4 protein-coding genes are annotated in these 21,740 nt (G+C 45.1%); 1 reads left to right on the top strand and 3 read right to left on the bottom strand.

Annotated elements, in window-relative coordinates; genetic code table 11:
- Window positions 1-6: 6 nt before the first annotated feature.
- The 3 genes from ACYTXU_RS04475 to ACYTXU_RS04465 form a co-directional block, all read right to left on the bottom strand.
- Window positions 7-4,218 (bottom strand): RHS repeat-associated core domain-containing protein, encoded by a 4,212-nt coding sequence (locus ACYTXU_RS04475; protein ID WP_462208670.1) that lies wholly within the window; start codon window positions 4,216-4,218, stop codon window positions 7-9.
- A gap of 53 nt (window positions 4,219-4,271) precedes the next feature.
- Entirely contained in the window at window positions 4,272-16,046 is an 11,775-nt protein-coding gene (locus tag ACYTXU_RS04470; protein WP_462208669.1) for a fibronectin type III domain-containing protein, read from the bottom strand.
- A gap of 275 nt (window positions 16,047-16,321) precedes the next feature.
- The gene (locus ACYTXU_RS04465) at window positions 16,322-17,650 is read right to left on the bottom strand and encodes a hypothetical protein (RefSeq protein ID WP_462208667.1); all 1,329 of its coding nucleotides are present in this window, start codon (window positions 17,648-17,650) and stop codon (window positions 16,322-16,324) included.
- 528 nt (window positions 17,651-18,178) lie between these two features.
- Here ACYTXU_RS04465 and mfd point away from each other — a divergent pair.
- The gene (mfd, locus tag ACYTXU_RS04460; RefSeq protein ID WP_462208665.1) at window positions 18,179-21,601 is read left to right on the top strand and encodes a transcription-repair coupling factor; all 3,423 of its coding nucleotides are present in this window, start codon (window positions 18,179-18,181) and stop codon (window positions 21,599-21,601) included.
- Window positions 21,602-21,740: the final 139 nt, after the last annotated feature.

The raw sequence follows: 21,740 nt of genomic DNA, 5'->3' as shown, positions 1-21,740 counted from the left end.
AAGTAGTCATAAGGCTGCTGCTGCTGCTGCCACTCCTGTTGTACCTGTAATACCAACAGGTATTCTAAGCCCCGCCAAAACAACTACTCCAGTAGCAACAAAAGCACATTTATACGGGTTACGTGCACAATATTCATCTGAGGTTTCTCGAAACTCAGATTGATCTATGAGCGGAATTAATTTATTAGCATCTGCATCTATATATTTAGGGATTGGCTCCGCTAGTGGTGGGCCCCCACCGCCTCCTCGGCATAAATCGTTGTACCGTTTGATATCGTTTTTTATACCCCTTTGTAAATCTGTAAGTTCCTTATAATGGCCATAAGGCTTCGTTTTACCGCTACCATACTTCATTTTATGCCCACCAATTGCATCCGAGACTGGATCATACTTTGATAATTCTTTGGTAAACTTTAAGTGCTTCTCTATTATCCTAGAACGCAAGAAATTACATTCGTCACTTGGCTCTAACCCATTACATTGTGGGATCGTAGCAGACAATCCCAAAGGGTCTATTAACCTTGTTGGCATTGAATGCACATAATTGTAGTAATTTACTCCACCTAATAATCCAATGGGATCAGATTGCATGTAACGTCCTATTTGAGGATTGTAATCCCTCAGGAAATTGTAGTAATAACCTGTTTCAATATTCTGAACCTGCCCCGGAAAACGTAATGGGTTATTGATGGATGAAACACTCGTATGAACTTCGCCATAAGCATCGACCATACCTTTCCACTGGGTTTCGCCCGTTTTACTGGTCAGAAGATTAGGAGTGCCCAATTGATCATGCTGATAAAAATAAGCCTCGCCATTTTCTATTAGCGCTAAAGGCTTTGTTCCCCAGTAATGATTAGGGAAGTACTGATAACTTCTAATCGCGGTTCCTGAGTTATCATATTCACCACTAAGTCCTTCATTGCTGTAGAGGAAATAGGTTCTATTACCTGAGACTTCTTTATACAGCCTTCGCCCAAATGGGTCATAGTAATATTTGGCTACTGACTCTCCATTCCGCTGAACCTCAACCAATCGGCCAGCAATATTATAGATATACTCTTCAATTCCGTTAGCATCCGTTTTTTTTATGGTACTACCGTTAGCGTCGTACTCAAAAACAGTTTTAGTATCGGTTAAACCATACCCCAATAACTCGTGGTTAGCGTTGTAGTCCCAGTTCTGACCTTCAATTTCGGTACCAATACGGTTGCCGACTTCATCGTATTGATAGCTACGGTTCTGCAATGGTTGCGGTTGATTGGCATTAATAAGGCGATTAATTTCATCATAGGTATATTGATATTCGCCATCGTCGGTGGATTTAGAGGTGATATTGGAAACCTCATCATAATGATAATTTTCGTTTTGCAGGTCATTACCGGCAGGGTCATCAACTGCTTTCGTTTTTAATCGACCAATCCCGTCATAGTCATGTGTAACTTTAATACCGCCTGGATAGACAATTTCTGTTGGTGAATAGCCTTGATATTGGTTAAATGAAACGCTGCCATGCCCACTAATACCGATCAGTTTTAAGCGGTTAGCTTTGTCGTAAGAGTAACTGGAGGTGATATTTTCAGCGTTAGTGAATGATGCTACTTCGCCGTCCTTGTGATAGCTATAACTATGGGTTTTAGAGAAAGGCCCATAGTTTGTGGTAACACTTTTAACGCGACTTAGTTCATCCACGCTAAAAACTGCAGATGTAACTCCATCATCATAACCTGTCATCACCCCATTCTTGTTATAATTATAGGTGATTGTTTTCTCAGGCTGCTCACTAGTTTCTGTCAGATAAAGATTTTCTTTCTCCATTCTGAGATTATCATCATAAACGTACTCTATGACCTGTCCTTTAGCATCAATGACTCTGGTTAAGTTACCATCCTCATCATATTGATAGGTGGTCTTCTCACCCATAGGGCGATATTCAGCGGTGCGTAGCCCACGCTTATCGTATTCATAGCGTGTTGTACTGAGTTTAGGGTCGATAACCGTGATTAAGTTACCGCGTGCGTCATATTCCAGCTCAATAATATGGTCAAGGGCATTAATAATTTTAACTAGCTCGTTGTGTTCGTTGTATACATATTTGGAGCTATGGGTTCTAGCATCTGTTACTTTTGTGACGTTACTGATCGCGTCAAACTCAAATTTGGTAGCTAGTAATAATGATTCATCTAAGCTGGCTTGGGTCTGCTGTACTATTCGGCCACGTTGATCGAGTTGGAACTTGACCTTACCATTAGTGGTAATAATTGAATCCAAGTCTGATAAAGCGTGAGAATCTTCATTTTTATAGTGATATTCAGTAAATAAGCCTTCTTCGTTATTAACAGACTTCAGACGACGCTGTAAATCATATTGGAGCAAGGTTTTATGACCTTCTCGATTTATCGCTTCTTTTGGCATGCCATCCAGTGCATATCTTATTTCATAAGTTTCTTCAAGAGCATTAGTAGCAGTCGTCAGTCGATTACGAACGTCGTAGATAAAGCTGGAAGGATTGCTTTCTGCATCGGTCGTTTCTTTTAGGTTATTAACTTTGTCGTAAACAAAGGTGTTTTTAAATCCTAGTGGGCTGCTTCGTTCTTTTAAGTTTCCAGCATTATCATAAACAAATGACCATACTTTTTTGCGACCATCGGTAAATTTAGCTGCTTGCCCCAAAGCGTTATATTCATGATAGAGTTTTTCAAAACCTTCTTGGTCAGTCACTTTAATGATATTGCCATAGTCATCATAATCAAAAATGGTTTCTGCTGTGTCTGTTACAGCATTACCTACTTGACGAACTAACTTAACCTGTCCATAAGCATCGTATTCAAACTCAGTAATCCGTTCGTTGCCTGAGCCTTTTGCACGAGTCACGCGGATTAAATTACCTTTCGCGTCAAACTCATTGGTGGTTTTTACACCACGAGCGTCTATAATTTCGACTGGATAACTGAATTGTGGGTGATAACTGTATGTCGTTGTAGAACCATCAGCGGCAACGATCTTGGTGGGTTTTTCCCATTGATCATAATGAGTCGTGACTTTGCGCCCTTCTGCGTCAACACGTATCGACTTTGAGCCATCCTGACTTTCTGCGCGGGTAAAGAGTAGTTTACCCCCAACAGATGAGCGCTTTAGCTTACCGTCTGGGCCAAACCATTGATCGCGGTGAATTCCGTCACTGGTTTTACTGACCGATGAGTAGGTTTTAGTTTGTTGGTTGTAATAATACTTAAAGTCAACGCGTGCCCCATCGTCATAAATAAGATGAGTGAACATCACCATGGCAGGAACAAATTGGCTGCGAGATGCTGAAGAGTCACTTTCCACCATTCTTTCTCGGACTACTGTCTCGCCAGTATCAGGGTCGGTATATTCTTCAAGCGTCCAGGTCGGGTTGTCATCACCGGTAATGATGGTTTGTACACTGCCCGGTACTAACTCGTGGCCAATAGTTGTTTCGCGATTCTCAGGATCGATTTTTTTACTGAGGTATTTTTTGCCTTTGATCTCGGTATATTCGTATTGCCAGTCATTGCCGCGAACATCAGTAACTTTACTGATGAACGGGAAACTACCGTGATAAATTAAAGTACGGTTATCATAATCCGTAACTGTTATTTGATTAGCAACGCTATAATCAATAGTGATAACTTGGCTACCGAAATGGTCCTGAATGGCTTTAACTCTATTTTTCTCATCTCGAACTAAGGTAACGGTCACATCATTTTTGTTGCCATACTTTTGCGCCACACCGTACTGATCATATTCAATCCAGTCACCAGTTCTGCTTTCCCAGCGGTAACCCGTCTCAGTTTTTACAATCGATTTGCTAGGATCATACTGGTCTCTGAAAGTTGACTTGTTTTGGCTGGATAGCGGTTTATAAACATAACGCTCACGCTTAATCTCACCAATGATGAGATCGGCATGCGTATTGGCCGGATCTTGATAATACTCAGCAAGAACAATTTTATTCTCAGCTGCATCGTAGAACTTGAGGCTTTGCCAGTTGGGATGCAATAACCAGCCATCCTGGCCATAATGCCGCTTGATAGAGACATAACCACCAAGAACTTTCACCTTCATGTCCATGGTGTATTCTTCATAAGTACCGCCACTGTAATCAGGACGGCTGTCAATAACTTCTATAGCGCTGAGCTTTGTGCTCACTAAAAGACACATTAATACCAGACTCAAAGAGAGCAACTTTTTCATAGGATTACCTTTAACAATAGCTTCAGCATTTATTATCACTTTATTCATATCCATTATTGGTCACCGCCGCCGTTGGCTTTAGCTTCACAGTCTTCACAAGGGACTCGACATTGTGGGAGAGGCTCCTGATCGGGGTCATTGTCACCGCCGCCATAGCCGCCACCGCCGTAGCCACCTCCGCCGCCGAACCAGCCGCCACCGCCGCCACCGCCGCCGCCGGGTTCACAGATACCATAGCTTTTTATCCAGCAAGTCTGGCTTTGCGTATTCGAATCATCACCATTGGCGCAGGTATAATCGGCTTTACTACCAAAGCACATACGCAAGGTGTAGCAACCACCGCCAGAGCCATCCACTTCTGGCTCTAGTGATTCCAGTGCAGTGATGCGGTATGGAATACTGGCCACTTCTTTAGCTTCGAGACTATCCGGCAAGGCACTGGTCATCATGTCCACCTGGAAATATTGGTTAGTACTTGGGAAGCTATAGTCGATATTGTGCGCACGGATTAAGCCATGGTTCGTCAATGACAGTTCACCATAGAAGACATCGCCTGGTTCCATATCCGGTAATGTCACTGACGAAGGCTCCAATACAACTACCGCAGCAGGAACATCCACTTCATAAGTCGCGGTTAAGATAATCTCATAGCGGTCTTCAATGGTTATTTCTCTGACCGACCATTCAAGACTGATTAGATTGTAATCAAGGAACACTGATTCATTACGAACAATGCCAGGTCTGACTTGAACTCGACCGTGTTTTTCCTGGTGCTTATTGGCTGACACCCAATAACTGTATTGACCGGCAGGAATGTCTTCGAAATAAGCTTCACCAATATTGTCCGTAGTTAAGCTGTATTCGATGCTTGGTACGTCTTCATTTTGCATACGAATGGTCGCGCCAGACAATCCTTGAATCAGATTACCGTTATCATCCAGTGTCGCAGTGTACATATCGGATACTTTAAATTGATAACCGCCCTGACCACTCTCTGTTATCGAAACGTAGATTGGAATATCGCGCGTTGGGTGGTTGCTTGATAGCACCCTTAGCTTCATCTCATACACGCCGGGAGCAACCTGACCTTGCGGCATGATATTGATACCAACAGGACGTTTCTCGCCCACCGCAAGCTCTCCGAAATTATTAGCCACGGTCAGACTAATCCAACTTGGCGCTGAATAATCATCATTTCTCAGTAGTTCAAGCTGGATGTCGCGCATAGCATCAACACCACGGTTTTCAAGCGTGATGGATTCCGTTACCTGTCCGTCCAGGGTTAAACCTGTTTCGACGAAACTTGGTGCATAGTAAAGCGCTGGAGTTGCTTCGGTTAGGCTGTATTTGACCGTTGCAAAGCCCAATGGCTCAGCGCCACTTTCATCAGAAATCAGAGCTATTTTGAATTGCCCCTGCTCTAAGGCGTTATCACCAGCAATCATTGTTGCGGCTAGCTTTTTATATTGCCCAGAGCTTAAAGAAACGGGGGCGGCGAACTCAAGTGAGATATCTTCCGGCAAAACACCGTCCGTCTGATCTTGCGCTCTTAGCTCAAACCTAACATTGGTTAGCTCTGTGCCAGAGCCAGCTCGAACCGTCAACGGAAGTTGCTGCGAGTAATTTTTCGGGATGGTCACATTGAGATTATTAGGGTTAATAATCACTTTACTGATTACGAAAGTACCGTGCTCAGGTCTATCCGTTAGCTCTGGATGTATCACTGACACTTTATAGATACCCGCTTCACCACTTTCAGGAGAATACAAGTGAGTAAAGGCACCTTCTGAATCAGTGGTGACATCAGCAATTTTTTCAAAGCCGTTAACATTGATAACCACTTTTAAAGGTACAAACGCTAATGGTTGAGTAGTTTCACGCTCTATTGCTTTACCAGCAATCTGAATATCTTCGTCACCGAATGATGATTCAGGCGTGATAACGACAGCGCCACCGGTATAAGGTGTATCTATCAAGGATAGTTGCGTTGTGGTGTTAACGCCCTGTAGCTCAACATGAGTTTCTTTGCCCACGTCTCGATGAATTTTATTGATCTTTAACTCAAGAACAACATTTTCAGGAGCCGCAGCAGGAACATCCATTTCAAACCAATCGGTAGTGAACTTATTACCACTTTCGATCCGTGCAACGGTTTCTTTAGTTGGCAGCGTGATAACACCTTCACCAACCGACTGCCTAAAGTCCTGAGTGGTTAATACGTTACCATCCAGATCTTTAAGCAGAAGTTTTATATCAGGAGAGTTTTTATTACCGCTGTTTAGAGCCGTAATAATCTCCATCATTGCCTGGCCGGTATTTTCAAGGCTAAAGCGCATCTGACCTTTACCGCCTCTCAGGAAGTCTTGAGTTTCAAGATTTAATACCAACGAGCCAGCCACAACTTCGATGTCTTTCTCACGCTCAATACGAACTTCTTCACCCTGATTCGGCTGGCTGACCAAGGCAACTTGATATTGCGTTAGCGGGCTTAATGAAGAGTAGCCACCCACAATTAGATCGACTTGCTCAGAAGTTGCAGGCTCAATAGCGAATGGTTGTGAGGTGTGCTGCTTGCCAGCAATAGTCATTAACAGTCGACTATTGGTAATCGTAGAGTCGCTGCGATTTGTTACCGTGAATGACACTTCATTTATCACGTTTTTCGTGATGACTTCACCTTCATTAAGCGAGATGTCTACTTCAGGTAAAGTGATTGTTCGGGCCATACTCTCAACAGCATTATTATCAATAGCAACAATTGAGTATTGACGTGATTGGTTGGCAAAGCCGGTATCAACATACTCAGGAGTGACTAAAGGTTCCTGATTGAGTTTTAAGCCGGTTTCTTTATCGCCCAGGTAGAAGTCATACCCCAACAAATCATTAGAGTTATGCGTCCAGCTAATGACCGGATGTTCGGCATTCGATTGAACGACTTTTAAGTTCGAAACAGGCAATAAATCGATATTTAAATAGCCTGTATTACTTGGTTCGGATGTATTGCCAACTTTATCTACTGCTACAACAACGTAAGCTGGTAGATTTTGCATAGGTTCTGGATCAACAACCGATGGGCTGGAAGCCGGGATACCTTCAATAGTTGGTTCTAAGCCATCAATAGTCGTGATCGGTTGTGTCTCGGCTCGATACAATGAGTAACTTTCAATATCATCCGATGCACTCAACTCCCAGGTAACTTGCACACCAACAGGTGTTAGTTCCAGCTCAAGGTTCGTTGGAGCGTCGGGTTGAACACTATCCGAACTTGCAGAAACCACTTCACTTTGTGCACTAAACGTCTCTTCCCCGTTTGCTGAACGAATCGAAGCAATCGCATATTGATAAACATCATCACTTTGTGTTTGATCGGCAAATGATGTGGCATCTTCTACGCGCTGATAAGCAGTTAACGAAGTTTCACCCGGAGCCTGTCGATAAATTTGATACGCAGAGGCTTCCGGAACGGCGTACCAGCTAAGTTCGATAATACCGTTCTGTGTTGCGCTAGCCTTCAAACCAAAAGGTGTATCAAGCGGCGGTAAGTCACCCTGGTAAACTTGGAACTGAAGATCACTCGGCAGTTGATTACTTTCATTATCAAGTGCGTCTACGCCCGAATAGTTAAACTGTAATAGCTCGGCAACTTCCAAACCCGCTGTAGAAGGTAAAGTCACTGACGCGCTCCAGTTTAAGTCATCAACCTGGCTGATATTATTAATCTCAACAAAGTCAGGAGCTGAATTGCTCAAAGCATATTGCAATGTTGGGAACTCACCTGCTTTGATTGCTTCGCTAAGCTTTAAATTAATCGTAATGCTAACAGGCTCTTGCTCGCTATTCTTAATCGGATGCGTTGGTGACAAAGTCATTTCTGCAACAGCAGGGCCCGATGCATCAATAACAATGCTCTTTCCTTCAACAACCTCTGTTCCCTGATTACCAACACGATCTCTGGCTGAGAAAGTTGCTACGGTTTGGCCAGTTTGATTTGAGTCATCAATCGTAAAGACTGCAGAATACTGCGTATCAGATACTTTTTCTAAGTTAAGCATTCTGATGCTCGCATTGGCAGGCTTGATTGCCAAGAATGGTGTTGTCAGTAACTGTTCAGAAACATCCAAGGTAACTTTAACATCACCCTGTCCATAAACATTGTTGACGCCATCATGCTTACCAAGAGGCTCATAAGAAATCGATGCAGTTGGAGCTAATGAATCAGCAATACCTGTGACCATATTTGATGGTACGCTCGGTGTTTCAATATCGTTAATAGCAACAACTCGATAGAAATAATTACCGTCATGGAACGGTAAGTCAGTGAATGACGTTTTTGTAAGATGGTTATTGTTAATGCGCTGGGCATTATTGATATCGACAAACTCAACATCGCTACGATAAATATCGTAACCAGCCACATTGGTGTCATTAACCGGATTCCAGGTCAAAGTAATTTGACCAGCTTCTTTACTTTGAGCTATTAAGCCCGTTGGCGATTCTGGTACCGTTGAATCTAAAGTAATGGTACGAACATTACTCAATGGGCTTTCGCCACCACGGTTGCGTGTTTTAACTGTAAGCTTATTTTCACCTTCGGTTAAAGTAACATCGTGACTAAATGTTCCATCATTGAAAGAAGTCCAGTCAGAAACATTTTGCCCATTATTGAACACCTGATAGTCGGAACCGCTACCCTGCCCTTCAAGCTTCAAGGTCTCTTCATTAGTAGCAATGTCAGCTGCAGGACTAGTGATTTCAGGAGCAGCTGGTGGCGCCAAGTCAACGATAATTGAGCGACTTTCTTCGTTAGTCAGATCAAGAGTATCGTACGCTGTAATCGCAATTATGTGCGTACCATCTGTCAATGACTCCATTGATATCGAGGTATCAAAAGAAGCTCCTGAATTAAATATTGTGCTATGAAGATTACCATCGATATGGACGGTAACTCGTGATACACCACTTTGATCGGAGGCAGCTACAGAAAGCACACCATTGTTAGTAAAGGTAGTGTTATCTGCTAATTCAGCACCGTTCCATTTTATGGACGTAATATTTGGACCTTGGGTGTCATCACCAGGAGTGGCCAAAACACTGGTTACTACTGAGTCTTCATATCCATTAATGTTACGAACCGCAACAGCAAAGTAATAAGTCTTGCCATTAGTCAGCTGTGCAATTGTTGCGTCTGTATAGCTTGAAGAACGTGACAGTACAGGACTGATTTTTGAAATGTCAGTTATCGGCTGCTCGCTGACATAAATTCGATAATTCCAAATACCAAGTGCAGGTCCGGCTGAATTCCAAGTTAAATGAACTTTACCGCTTAACGCTTCGGCGTAGTTGATTTCTGGATTGTTATATAAAGTAGCAACTCTTTTATAAGTACCCGAGCTTATATTGCCGTGATTATCTACTGCCTTTACACGGACATCATGCACTGTGCTCGGAGACAAACCAGTGATGGTGTAAGACAGCTGCGAGGATGGAACCGACACTGTGCTAGTGTTATTAACAATAACTTGGTATGAAGCAACATCGTCAGAAGCCGATGCCGCCCATGTTAAAGCTGCAGAATCTTTATAAGAGACAACGTTAATAGCTCCAACATCCATCGGTGCTTGAGTATCAACTGTTGTTATTGAATATGACGTAACATTAGGATCAACGTTTCCTGAAATATCAGTAGCAACCACAGCAAAGTGATATTCAGTATCTCTGGTTAAATTTTGAACTTGATATTGCCTTGAGTTGCCACTGATTTTTGCAACGAAAGTTGCATCAGCAATATTGTTGAATGCGGTATCAGATTGATAGATTGAGAATGATGCAATATCGCCACCGTTAGACAGCTCATCATAATCGCCCCAATTAATATCCACCTCGGTTCCACTTGTTGCAGATGATAGATTAATTGCTACCGGACCGGGAGGCGTGGCGTCATATTCACTGTCAGCAGTGATGAAAATGTTATCGATAAAGGCTCTGTTGGCAGAGCTGTCACAAACTCTGTCTGCCTCATATACCCATCGAATTTCTCTAAGCCCTTGCTCCAATTTTATATAATGGGCTTTAAAGTGAGTGACATCTTTATTTATGATTGAATATTCAAGCTCTCCATCAATATAGACGGTAAGCTTATTATTATAGAAGCAAGAGTTCTCTAGTCTCGCATCGAACCTTACAAATCCGTCATAAGAGTTCAGCATAACCTGAACTTCAGATGTTTGCCCAGCACTGACCTCACCCGACTGCAAACTTTGTAGCCCTGAAGATGCTAGCCCATCGGTGATGAACCAATCTGTATTGCCTCCCATGGACCATTCTAGAGGCTGAATTTCTGTGCCTTCAAAGCCAACTTGAACACCTTTAGGAAAACTGGAATCACTATTGGGATCTGTATTGCCCCAAAATTCATCTGCGTTGGTAAATCCATCTAAATCAGGATCATCATAAGCGTCATTAGAATCTAATGGATCAAAACCGTGGGTGACTTCCCAAGGGTCAGGGATACTATCATCGTCAGTGTCAGAACTCTCGGCATTAGTTCCTAGTTGCCACTCTTCATTATCAGTTAAACCATCACTATCACTGTCAGCCTCGTCACTGGGCTCTACCGCTGTGATCATCACATTGTCGATTGCAAAGCGTCCATTATAAGCGCTGCTACGATTGTGATAATACCAACGGAGAGTATTCGCTCCCGCGCTGAGTTCTATTACGGCGCGCCCACTACTACCTCTAGAAAAACTCTTTACGAGATTGCCATTCAGGTAGACATAGTAGTGATCGTAAGCATATCCGTCATTCTCTGCAGAATAATCAAAACTGATAAAGCCTTTCTCTGATAGAATCTTAATTTCTATACTTGATGAATCGTACGTTGAGCCAGATCCAGTGGCTACCAAGGATTGACTACCCGATAGTGGCTGTTCCTGCGTCAAACTCCAGGGGGTAGTATTAGAATAAGCCCTCCAGTGCATCGGCTTTGCACCCGACTCAAAATCCACCAGCGTGACCGCAGGATAGCTAGAGGCATCATGCGGATCGGTCAAGGCATAGGACTCTTCCTGGTTAGTAAAGCCGTCTCCATCAGAATCCATAACTCCGTCGGTGGAGTCATTAGGATCAAAACCATGCTCAACTTCCCAACCATCTGATATCCCATCACCATCTGTATCTAACTTTTTGGGATGTGTATCATTTTGAAATTCTTCTATATTGGTTAAGCCATCACTATCGGGATCACCTTCTGCTGTTTGCTCCAGCTTTCCGAAATAATATAGCTCCCAACTATCATCCATACCGTCATTATCGGTATCAGTATCAGCAACAGTAATCACCACATTATCGATTACAAAGCGTCCATCAGGAGCACCTGTCCGATTGTGATAATACCAACGGAGAGTATTCACGCCTGCACCGAGTTCGAGTACAACTCGTCCACTGCTGCCTCTGGAAAATTGCTTTACATAATTCCCATTGAGATAGACATAGTAGCGATCATAAGCATAACCGTCATTCTCTGAAGCATAGTCAAAACTGATAAACCCTTTCTCTGTCAGAACCTTAATTTCTGTACTTGATGTGTATGTCGAACCGGAGCCGGTAGTTGCCAAGGATTGAGTACCCGATAATGGTTGTTCCTGAGTAACACTCCATGGATTGGTATTTGAATAAGGCCCCCAGTACATCGGCTTGGCGCCCGATTCAAAGTCCACCCGTGTGACTGCCGGACTGTTGTTGGGATCAGAAGGATCGGTTTCCGAATAAAACTCTTCTTCATTGGTAAAGCCGTCATTATCTCGATCCTGGACACCGTCAGAAGGATCTAACAGCGCAAAGCCATGCGTATGTTCCCAGCCATCCTGCATGCCATCGTTATCGGTATCTGCGTCAGTTGCATCCGTACCGAGCTGCCATTCTTCCAGATTACTCAGACCATCATTATCAGTGTCAACATCAGCACTGGGCTCTACCGCTGTAATTACCACATTGTCAATGGTGAAGGAACCATTTGGAGTACTGCCTCGTACATAACGCCACCGTAACGAGTTAGTTCCAGCTGCTAGCGGAATAACGGCACGCCCTTCGCCACGGCTAAAGGCCTTTACCACTCTGTTATTCACGAAGAACTGATAGCTATCATGCATGTAATCGGGGTTCTGCGCCGAGTAATCAAAGCTGATAAAACCCTTCTCGTTCGCGACCTTAACCACAACCTCTGAATAGCGTTGATTGACCGCTTCCGGATAGGAGCGCAACGACTGACTGCCTGAAATAGGAGTGTCCTGAGTCAATACCCAGCGGTTATAGCTTGAGTTAGGCCCCCAGTACATCGGCTTGGCGCCCGATTCAAAGTCCACCCGTGTGACCGCTGGACTGTTGTTGGGATCAGAAGGATCGGTTTCCGCATAAAACTCTTCTTCATTGGTAAAGCCGTCATTATCTCGATCCTGGACACCGTCAGAAGGATCTAACAGCGCAAAGCCATGCGTATGTTCCCAGCCATCCTGCATGCCATCGTTATCGGTATCTGCGTCAGTTGCATCCGTACCGAGCTGCCATTCTTCCAGATTACTCAGACCATCATTATCAGTGTCAACATCAGCACTGGGCTCTACCGCTGTAATTACCACATTGTCAATGGTGAAGGAACCATTTGGAGTACTGCCTCGTACATAACGCCACCGTAACGAGTTAGTTCCAGCTGCTAGCGGAATAACGGCACGCCCTTCGCCACGGCTAAAGGCCTTTACCACTCTGTTATTCACGAAGAACTGATAGCTATCATGCATGTAATCGGGGTTCTGCGCCGAGTAATCAAAGCTGATAAAACCCTTCTCGTTCGCGACCTTAACCACAACCTCTGAATAGCGTTGATTGACCGCTTCCGGATAGGAGCGCAACGACTGACTGCCTGAAATAGGAGTGTCCTGAGTCAATACCCAGCGGTTATAGCTTGAGTTAGGCCCCCAGTACATCGGCTTGGCGCCCGATTCAAAGTCCACCCGTGTGACCGCTGGACTGTTGTTGGGATCAGAAGGATCGGTTTCCGCATAAAACTCTTCTTCATTGGTAAAGCCGTCATTATCTCGATCCTGGACACCGTCAGAAGGATCTAACAGCGCAAAGCCATGCGTATGTTCCCAGCCATCCTGCATGCCATCGTTATCGGTATCTGCGTCAGTTGCATCCGTACCGAGCTGCCATTCTTCCAGATTACTCAGACCATCATTATCAGTGTCAACATCAGCACTGGGCTCTACCGCTGTAATTACCACATTGTCAATGGTGAAGGAACCATTTGGAGTACTGCCTCGTACATAACGCCACCGTAACGAGTTAGTTCCAGCTGCTAGCGGAATAACGGCACGCCCTTCGCCACGGCTAAAGGCCTTTACCACTCTGTTATTCACGAAGAACTGATAGCTATCATGCATGTAATCGGGGTTCTGCGCCGAGTAATCAAAGCTGATAAAACCCTTCTCGTTCGCGACCTTAACCACAACCTCTGAATAGCGTTGATTGACCGCTTCCGGATAGGAGCGCAACGACTGACTGCCTGAAATAGGAGTGTCCTGAGTCAATACCCAGCGGTTATAGCTTGAGTTAGGCCCCCAGTACATCGGCTTGGCGCCCGATTCAAAGTCCACCCGTGTGACTGCCGGACTGTTGTTGGGATCAGAAGGATCGGTTTCCGAATAAAACTCTTCTTCATTGGTAAAGCCGTCATTATCTCGATCCTGGACACCGTCAGAAGGATCTAACAGCGCAAAGCCATGCGTATGTTCCCAGCCATCCTGCATGCCATCGTTATCGGTATCCGCGTCAGTTGCATCCGTACCGAGCTGCCATTCTTCTAGATTACTCAGACCATCATTATCAGTGTCAACATCAGCGCTGGGCTCTACCGCTGTAATTACCACGTTATCGATGATGAAGGTACCATTAGGGTTATTACCACGATAGTAACGCCAACGAACTTTATTGACACCAGCTTCTAACGGAAAGACCGCACGCCCTTCGCCCTGGGAGAAACTCTTTACGTGGTTACCATTGATATAAAGGTTATATTGGTCGCAACAATAGTCTGGGTTCTGCGCCGAGTAATCAAAGCTGATAAAACCTTTTTCGGTGGTCACCTTAATCTCAACTTCTGAACTACGCTGGCTAACGGCCTGCGGGTAGGAGCGTAACGACTGGCTGCCTGAAATAGGAGTGTCCTGAGTCAAGACCCAACGATTAGAGTTCGAATAAGGCCCCCAGTACATCGGCTTGGCGCCCGATTCAAAGTCCACCCGTGTGACTGCCGGACTGTTGTTGGGATCAGAAGGATCGGTCTCCGCATAAAACTCTTCTTCATTGGTAAAGCCGTCATTATCTCGATCCTGAACACCGTCAGAAGGATCTAACAGCGCAAAGCCATGCGTATGTTCCCAGCCATCCTGCATGCCATCGTTATCGGTATCCGCGTCAGTTGCATCCGTACCGAGCTGCCATTCTTCCAGATTACTCAGACCATCATTATCAGTGTCAACATCAGCGCTGGGCTCTACCGCTGTAATTACCACGTTATCGATGATGAAGGTACCATTAGGGTTATTACCACGATAGTAACGCCAACGAACTTTATTGACGCCAGCTTCTAACGGAAAGACCGCACGCCCTTCGCCCTGGGAGAAACTCTTTACGTGGTTACCATTGATATAAAGGTTATATTGGTCGCAACAATAGTCTGGGTTCTGCGCTGAGTAATCAAAACTGATAAACCCTTTTTCGGTGGTCACCTTAATCTCAACTTCTGAACTACGCTGGCTAACGGCCTGCGGGTAGGAGCGTAACGACTGGCTACCCGATATGGGGTTGTCCTGAGTCAACGCCCAGCGGTTATAGCTTGAGTTAGGCCCCCAGTACATCGGCTTGGCGCCCGACTCAAAATCCACCCGTGTGACTGCCGGACTGTTGTTGGGATCAGAAGGATCGGTCTCCGCATAAGACTCTTCTTCATTGGTAAAGCCGTCATTATCTCGATCCTGGACACCGTCAGAAGGATCTAACAGCGCAAAGCCATGCGTATGTTCCCAGCCATCCTGCATGCCATCGTTATCGGTATCCGCGTCAGTTGCATCCGTACCGAGCTGCCATTCTGCTAGATTACTCAGACCATCATTATCAGTGTCAACATCAGCGCTGGGCTCTACCGCTGTAATTACCACGTTATCGATGATGAAGGTACCATTAGGGTTATTACCACGATAGTAACGCCAACGAACTTTATTGACGCCAGCTTCTAACGGAAAGACCGCACGCCCTTCGCCCTGGGAGAAACTCTTTACGTGGTTACCATTGATATAAAGGTTATATTGGTCGCAACAATAGTCTGGGTTCTGCGCCGAGTAATCAAAGCTGATAAAACCTTTTTCGGTGGTCACCTTAATCTCAACTTCTGAACTACGCTGGCTAACGGCCTGCGGGTAGGAGCGTAACGACTGGCTACCCGATATGGGGTTGTCCTGAGTCAACGCCCAGCGGTTATAGCTCGAATAAGGCCCCCAGTACACTGGCTTGGCACCCGACTCAAAGTCCACCCGTGTGACCGCTGGACTGCTGCTGTGATCGGACGGATCGGTCTCCGCGTAAAACTCTTCCAGGTTGGTAAAACCATCACCGTCTACTTCTCCCTCAGAGGTTTGGGTTAGGTTTCCAAAGTGCTCTATTTCCCAACTGTCGTCTAAGCCATCATTATCTGAGTCTACGATCTCGGCTGAAACTATCGAACAAATAGATAGAAGAATTGCAATGAATGCAATGCGGATAGAGTTGTCCATTTTTTCCCCAACAGCTAAATATTAAAAGATGGAAGGCTTATTTAAGATAAGAATTATTAAGGGAATCTTTAGCTTCCATGCAGGATATTAATTGATGTTTTAAAATTGTGAGCGATTTTATAGTTTTTGCCAAATCAATGCAATCTCGCATTTATCTACGGATATAACGAAGCCAAATAAGCTTATGTTTTAAAACAACTAATGGATACTTATATAATCTGTAGATCTTTGTATCCATTTGTATTCTTTTTTTATCTAAGATTTGCTAGAGCTGATTAATACCCATCCGAAAACAATACTCTTTGAACTCCTCTCACTGTCCAGGGCCCTTTCCCACCTCCGGCAAGTGGCATTAATCGGTAGCGTCTTTCACCGCTGGGCTTGGTTTCAGTATTAAGTATATGAACGATTTGGTTAGCCAATTTGCTGGCGGCTATTTGCGTTTTCCATGAGCGATAGCCTTTTGGCCATTCGAGGGTGTATTGGCGTGGTCTTGTGCCGCCCCAGCCGGGAACGGTGCCAATATTTTTGAAGCGACTGCCAAGTTCAGTGACACCTGCTTCGGCGAGCAGGAAATCGAGCCGGGATATGACCGAGCTGGCAACACGACTGTTCCAGCTTATCAGTGGCAAACGCCCTTGCTGGCCTTCCAGGTGTGCAGTGCATAACCCTGCTAAATAAGTCCAGCCGCTGTTCATTTTTGCATTGGAATTTGCATCAGCGTTAATGGCTGCCTTAATCACCTGTTTGACATTGTCGACGGTGACGTCTTTCTGTGGTGTACCGCTAACATTAAATAGCTCTGTCGCAGTTTTAACTGCCATCTCGCGCCACTCCTCATCCCAATCTTCGCCCCGTTCCAGGGTTTTAGCCAACTCATTGGCTCGGTAAGACAAGGGATCAACAGCAGCATAGTGCAAGGCATAACTGATGCGTGGCTTGGGCCAGAAGTAAGCAAGCAAGCGATCATGCCAGCCAGCGACAGCCTCTCCTGCTGGCTTCTTCAGGTAATAGGCCTGATAAGGTGCATCTTCAATCCAACGTACCAGCGCACGAACAAACTCTAAATCGTCCGCATCTTTTTCAGGTACATAAGGCGGATAAGTATCTTCACCAATCAATTCGATACCTTGATCGTCAAGTACCACCGGATCATCAGATTTTACTTCAATATCAGCCTGAACACGCGCTTCTGCGTAATTCATATAGGTATCTTGCTCGGCAAAACTCATGCTATCCCACAAGGCCAACGCATGATCACTGAGGCAAGCAGCCGGTTCTTCACTTCCGGAGTCATAGCCAATGGTGGTTTGCTGAAGAAATTCGATATGGTCGCGCAGGAAAGTATCACTGACTTGTGCATTATTACGATAAGCCCAGGGCACCATCATTCGGGCGAGAACTTCGAGGGTAAAGCGTCTATCTTCACGAATAAGATCACTCAGGCTGCTGTCGCTTAGCCCAATTGGCATCTTGCCGTATTTCCAGGCATGGCGCTGTGCATCATGGGTAGGCGAGAACCGTTTAAACCAAACTTTCCAGGCTGCTATAAAAAATCCAGCACTGATTTCGAAGTCTTCGGCCTGTTTGAATGTGACTCTCATACTTTCCCTAAGTGATTACTTTTTAGTAATAAATAAGATAGCTGTATTGCCGCACTTCTGCAAATATAAAGCGTAGCCAGCTTGGCAACAATAAACTTTAATTATTTGATGGGTTACGCTCTAAAGGCTAATCCATCCTATGATGAGCACAGAATTTGATAGGCGCTCGCCTATGTACCTGTCTAAACACAGGCTCGTTGGGATGTGCTCTTAATTGTAGGCTGGTGATGAGCGAAGCGAATCCCAGCTTTTTTGAATGTTCTAAAAGGCTTTGCTGGGATTCGCTTCGCTCATCACCAGCCTACGATAGCTATTAAAGTAACAGGAATATAGGATGGGTTAGCCAAAGGCGTAACCCATCAATCAGAACTTTCACCAATACCGCCGTGGGTTACACTTCGTTAACCCATCCTATGAAAGCATTCGCATTCCTGACACGAGTTATTGGATATATTCATGCCCACTATCAAGATCCGGTCAAGATCGCTATAATTCCGCGGCAATTCTAACAATTACTAGTCATTTGGCATGAAGCTCGATTTACCTCAGATCACTGATAAAACCAATTTTGTCCATTATCTGGATGGCCTGGCCGGCTCCAGCCGTGCGCTAGCTTTTGCCAAGCTCGCCGAACAACGCGATCAGCCGATTGTGGTCATCAGCGATGACACGCCTGCGTTATGGCAATTGCAAAAAGAAATTCGCTACTTTCTGGGTAAAGATTCGAACATTCCGGTATTAGTGTTCCCTGACTGGGAAACTCTGCCTTATGACAACTTTTCGCCGCATCAGGACATTGTTTCAGAGCGTTTGCTGACGCTTTATAACTTGCCGCGTTTAAAGCAAGGCATTGTGTTAATTGCCGTCAACACGCTTCTGCAACGTTTACCACCTCAGGAATACATCGAACAAAACAGTCTGATTGTCCACACCGGACAAAAACTGGATATGCACGAAGTGCGCAGACTGTTCGAAGAAAGTGGCTACCATGCCGTGAATCAGGTCTTTTCACACGGCGAATACGCCGTCAGAGGCTCGATCCTGGATGTCTTCCCAATGGGTTCAGAGCAGCCGTTACGATTGGATTTCTTTGATGATGAGATTGATAGCATTCGCTACTTTGATCCGGAAAGTCAGCTCTCTGATGAAAAGATTAACAAGTTCGAATTGCTGCCCGCTAAAGAATTTCCGCTGGATGAAGAAGGTATCGCCGCTTTTAGGCAGAATTTCCGCGCTGAATTTGAAGTTAATTTACAACGTGTCTGGCTCTATCAGGAAGTCAGCAATGGCAACTCTCCTGCCGGTATTGAATACTATTTGCCGCTGTTCTTTGCACAACTGGATACCTTCTTTGACTATCTGCCACAGCAATCACTGATCTGCACCTTGGGTGATCATCAGTTACATGCGGAACATTACTGGGACGAAATCACCGAGCGCTACGAACAACGTCGTCATGATATTGAGCGTCCAATTCTGGAACCCAAAAAGCTTTACCTTGAGGCTGACGAACTTAACTCACAGCTAAAACAACACATCCGTGTTCATATCAAGCAAGAACGTCCCGATGCTGATTATCAGGCCAGCCCGATGCCGATGATGGCGATTGATCACAAAGCCAAAGATCAGGTCAATCAGTTCAGGAGTTTTCTACAGCAATGGACTGGGCAATGTTTTATCGCTACCGAATCGCCCGGTCGTCGAGAAGCTTTAAAGGATTTGCTAGCACGAAATAACATTCAATCTTCTGTGGTTGAGGATTGGAATGAGGCCACAGCAGCCAAAGACCTGGTTATTGGTGTTGCGCCCTTAAGCAAAGGTTTCGCGCTCTCAGATTTGGCGGTCGTTACTGAAACCGAATTATTTGGCGAGCACATCATTAAAACTCGCCGTCGCGATACTAAAGCCGCCGATCAAGCGGAGGACATGATCCGCAATCTGGCCGAGCTTAAAGAAGGCGATCCGGTCGTTCATATTGAACAGGGCATTGGTCGTTATCGCGGGCTGGTTAAATTAGAAAGTGGCGACATCGAAGCGGAATACCTGATGATTGAGTATGCGGGCGGCGACAAGCTGTATATGCCGGTTCAGTCATTACACCTCATAGGCCGCTATTCAGGAACCAATCCAGAATTGGCACCGTGGCATAAACTGGGCACTGAACAGTGGGATAAGGCTCGCCAAAAAGCAGCCGAGAAAGCGCGAGATGTGGCGGCTGAGTTGCTCGATATTTATGCACGTCGTGCTGCTAAGGAAGGTATTCAATATCAACTGGACGAAACCGAGTATCGTAAGTTCTGTGCTGAGTTTGCATTTGAAGAAACGGTTGATCAAACCACTTCAATTAATGCTGTGATTCGAGATATGACCTCACACCTGCCGATGGATCGTCTGGTTTGCGGTGATGTTGGTTTTGGTAAAACTGAAGTGGCCTTGCGCGCTGCCTTCATCGCAGCTCAATCCGGCAAACAGGTTGCGGTATTAGTGCCAACCACCCTGCTCGCCCAACAACACTTCGAGACTTTCAGTGATCGATTTGCAGACTGGCCGATGAAAGTGGCCAGCTTGTCGCGCTTTGCGACTAATAAAGAAGTACAAGCCACCTTAAAAGGCCTTGAAGATGGCACTGTCGATATTGTTGTCGGCACTCATAAACTGATTCAGCAGGATGTTAAATTTAAACGTCTTGGCTTATTAATCATTGATGAAGAACATCGCTTTGGTGTGCGTCAAAAAGAACAGCTCAAAAAATTCCGTACCGAAGTGGATATTTTGACATTAACCGCTACACCGATTCCGCGAACCCTGAATATGTCAATGTCGGGTATGCGCGACCTGTCAATTATCGCCACCCCGCCTGCGCGACGTTTGTCAGTCAAAACTTTTGTTCGCGAATATCATAAGCCGCTTATCCGCGAAGCTATATTGCGTGAGGTTTTGCGTGGTGGCCAAGTTTACTTTCTGCACAACTCTGTCGATACCATTGAACGTACGGCGGAAGAGCTTCGAAAACTACTACCCGAAGCGCGCATTCAGTTAGCCCATGGCCAAATGCGCGAGCGCGAACTGGAACAGGTGATGCGTGACTTTTATCATCAGCGTTTTAATGTTCTGGTCTGCACCACCATTGTCGAAACCGGTATTGATAATCCTAATGCCAATACCATGATTATTGACCGTGCTGATAAATTTGGTTTAGCACAGCTGCATCAACTTCGTGGCCGCGTTGGTCGTTCGCATCACCAGGCCTACGCTTACCTGTTAACTCCTGCCGGACGCAAGATCACCAAAGACGCTGAGAAGCGCTTGGATGCCATCGCCTCCTTAGAAGACCTGGGCGCTGGTTTTACGCTGGCAACTCACGACTTAGAGATCCGCGGTGCCGGTGAGCTATTAGGCGATGAACAATCAGGACAGATGCAGGCGGTTGGTTTCAATCTTTATATGGATATGCTCGAAGATGCGGTTAAAGCACTTAAAGAAGGCAAAGAGCCTTCCTTGCAACAAAGTTTAAAGCAAAAAACCGAAATTGATCTGAGTGTTCCAGCCTTGATACCGGATGACTATATTGGTGATGTGGCTACGCGCTTATCGCTCTACAAAAGAATCGCCAGCGCCAAAACAAAAGAACAATTGGATGCTTTACAGGTCGAGTTTATTGACCGCTTTGGTTTATTGCCAGAACCGCTTAAAAACCTGTTCACCATTACTGAATTAGCCTTGAGGGTTCAACCACTCGGTATCAGTAAAATTGACTTAGTGCGCAGCGGTATCCGCATTCGTTTTGCCCAGGACTCTAAAATTGACCCGGCTAAGCTCATTCGCTTGATTCAGCTCAATCCATCGCGCTATCGATTTGAGCAAAATGTTATCCTGAAGATTCTGACTGATGAAGAAGAAATAGCGCCGCTGCTAAAAGAAATTGACAGTATTATTAACAATCTTTCATAGTTCGCTCATGCCTCTTCTAAAGACATTCAGATGAATTATCCCAAAGTTTGACGCCCTGCCCAGTCGCTAAAATTATGGCTGGGCTTTCCCTTTATTCATGGTAAACTCTAACCACTAAACGCATTAACCCATTAGACTT

It is taken from the genome of Kangiella sp. M94 (genome assembly GCF_054926195.1).
This window is presented reverse-complemented; position numbering and strand designations above follow the sequence as displayed.